Raw genomic sequence first — 3,293 nt, 5'->3', positions numbered from 1 at the left:
TTATACCAACTTTTGTGTGCCTTTATAAGAGCATTGCCTAGTTTATAGCTTAGATGATTTTTGAAATTTGCTGCTTTTTGGTAGCTAGTTTGTAAGGCTTTAATCTCATTATCTTTTTTAGATATCTGCTCTTTGAGTAAATTTATCTGATCTTGCAAAGATGGCTCTTTTGGTTGTTGTGGCGTGGCTTTAGGCGGTTGCAAGACCAACAAGTGCTCTTTAATTTTATTTATAATTTGTGGCGTTAAAACTTTATCTATGTGTTTTGTAATATTTGGATATAGGTATCCGATATACTCATCTATAAACTCCATAGAATCTTTAAAAAATACTATATTTGGTATAAGATGAGAGCGGTCTATATCTCTATCAATCTCTATATCCTTATCGTTTGGTATAACACTTAGGTCAAATAGCTCCATATTTGGATTTGGCTTACATAAGAAAAAGGCGATTAGATCAAAATATGGTAAAGATATGCTATTTGTATGATTAGAAATTGACATACTATAAAACTCAGTGTCAGGTAATTTTTGAGAATTAAATTGTATTTGTAAGTCTTTGCCAATCAGTGGCTCTGCTTGTAGCTCAAAAAATCTATTTAGCTTAGATGTAGATTTTATTATAGTATTTTTATGCGAACTTATACATATTGAACCGCATTGAAATTGCGCTTTATCAACAGGAATTTTGCTTATGCTCCCATCTTCTTCTAACATCCAACTATGGATACCTATTATCTTATAACCATCTTCATTCTCAAAATTTAAAGTAGAGTTATATTCTAATCTATATACGACTTCATCAAAAATTGAATTTTTTGGAGTAAATACTTTTAGTAATGAATTTCTATTCATATTTTTTGGAGTAATTATTTTAAAATTTGGAATATCAACTTTTAAACTTATATTAGAAACTACAAATTTATCAATATTTTTAGAAATATTGCTTCCAAGTGCTTTATTGACTACGCATAATTGATGATGCCCAAATTTATTACCAAATTCTACAAGATTATATTTCTTATAATAATCATGTAGACTAATTAAAGAAAATTTATAAAAATTGACTAAGTATTTATGCATATTATGGATTATATTGTATTTATTCTGATGAAATGATGGCAATATAATAACGCATACTGGTATTTTTAATTCATATAAACTAGCATAAAAATATTGCATATTTCTAAATATTATTTCTAAGCTCAATTGTTCCCGTTCATTTAAATGCTGATGAAGCTCATTTATATTGCTCTCAGTTACTATTAAATCTGCATTTTTTATAGCCTCTTGATTTTTTTCTCGTTTTAATTCATATAAATTCTGTAAGCATGTACTACCACCAAGGGCTAAATTTGTTACATTAGCATACTCTCTAAGACCTTTTTGTAATCCATTTACCATTACAGAATTGCTACCGCCAAGAAGCACTATATTTTTCATTTTCTAGCTTTCTAAATTCAATCTCAAAAACGGCAGTTTATCAAAAAAAAAAAAAAAATGAAATTATAAATTAAAACTAATATAAATATTTAAAAATAAATTTATATTGTGCTAAATCATCTAGCCCTTGGATTTTATAAATTTCTCAATGTCAAACCCATAAATATCAAGCTTAACACGATTAAATTTATCAAATTTAATATTCTCATCAACCAACAATCTCATCTGCCCTTCACTCCCACCAAATGCAAATGCCTTAGATAGCTCACCTTTGCGATTTACCACCCTATGGCAAGGATATAGCGTTGGATTAGGATTATTATGTAGCGCATTACCAACAGCTCTAGCTAGTTTTACATTACCTAAACACAACGCAATCTGAGAGTAAGTAACCACCTTGCCTTTTGGTATTAATCTTAATAAATTATAAACTTCTTGATTAAAATTTGCCACCACTTATATCCTTATTTTAAATATAAATCATTAAACCTAGCATTATTTTGCTTATAAATGGATTTTTAGTTTGGTAATTTTGGGGATATTATTAGAAATTTTGCTCTATGGCTTGGCTACTTTTAATCTTAGACACCAAACCACTTACACCTAAATATATGATAAATAAAGCACCAAAAATCGCCACTTTATTAAGCAATTTAAATTTAAACTATCAAAAATAAAAAAAACTATAAACACAAGATAAGCTAAATTTGTGCCTAGAATAGAGCAAACCAAAGTTTTAAATCCAACACTTATAGCATTTTATAACAAATATAACGACTAGTTATAGCGCCACTATAAATGCAACCGCTACAAAAATAGATTCAAATTTAAATCTAGCATTTTATTTTTGAATAAAATATTATCGTAAAAGGATAAAAAGAAAGTTAATTATATCTTGTTATACTAGCTTCAAATCACTAACACTTTGCTTTTATCTACGATCCAAATAAAGCTTGACAGCGTTAATCATTGCCTCTCATTTACCCTTGAACAAAAATAAGCTTTGCCATAGCTCATTAATATTCTCTTGTTTAAAAATTTAAATAATCAACATACCCAACCATTCATAATCTCCTTAAATATATTGATAAAAATAAAAAAATATAAATACAATAGCCAAAATCGCATCTAGCTTTTTGGAATGTCTTATGTAGATCGCTTTTATTTTGGCATTTAAAAATAAAAGAGTAACAAGAGAAAAATAAATAAAACTCCCAGCATTAAAAATTGCAATCGCTACTAGATTTATATTAAAATTTAAACTTGAAAATATGCTAACAAAAATAAAATAATGCTTTTACATTACTGATATTTATGATAAATCTAGTCAAAAATAGATTGCCAGAAATGCTAAATTCCGTAAATTCGCTTTGACTTCTTAAACTTTTTAAAATAAAATCCACCAAAAACACTTAAAATTATATGCAATATTGGAAAAGTTAAAAAATCAAATTTAAATGCCAATAGAAACTATAACCCAAATGCAAATTACTAAACTAACACCAAAAACCACCATTAAAGCATTTTTAAATTTCTCTTTAATAAATAAGTAGTTACTATAAAAATCTAATCTAAGAATTAAAAAGAATAAAAATAAATTAGTAAAATAAGTAAAACACTCAACTATCGCTCCTTAATAAAATCAATAACAATACTATCATAAACAAGATAAATTGAGAATAATTTAATAAAATTAATATCTAAACCTAAAAAGCCAGAGAAATAAAAATAATAAAAATAATAAAAATAATAAAAATAATAAAAATAATAAAAATAATAAAAATAATAAAAATAATAAAAATTAATATCACAACCTACACTATTCAATCCATATTCTTTAATTTAGCG

2 protein-coding genes are annotated in these 3,293 nt (G+C 26.1%); both read right to left on the bottom strand.

The genetic code is table 11. The features are described from left to right. Window positions 1–1,445 (bottom strand): hypothetical protein (locus CSUIS19073_RS08035; protein ID WP_337214411.1); only part of this gene is annotated, 1,445 nt, incomplete at its 3' end. A 120-nt stretch (window positions 1,446–1,565) separates the two neighbouring features. Then, window positions 1,566–1,898, bottom strand: a complete 333-nt coding sequence (locus CSUIS19073_RS08030; protein ID WP_201790162.1) for an MGMT family protein — start codon at window positions 1,896–1,898, stop codon at window positions 1,566–1,568. Window positions 1,899–3,293 lie beyond the last annotated feature (1,395 nt).

It is taken from the genome of Campylobacter sp. RM19073, from assembly GCF_024723495.1.
Lineage (GTDB): Bacteria > Campylobacterota > Campylobacteria > Campylobacterales > Campylobacteraceae > Campylobacter > Campylobacter porcelli.
This window is presented reverse-complemented; position numbering and strand designations above follow the sequence as displayed.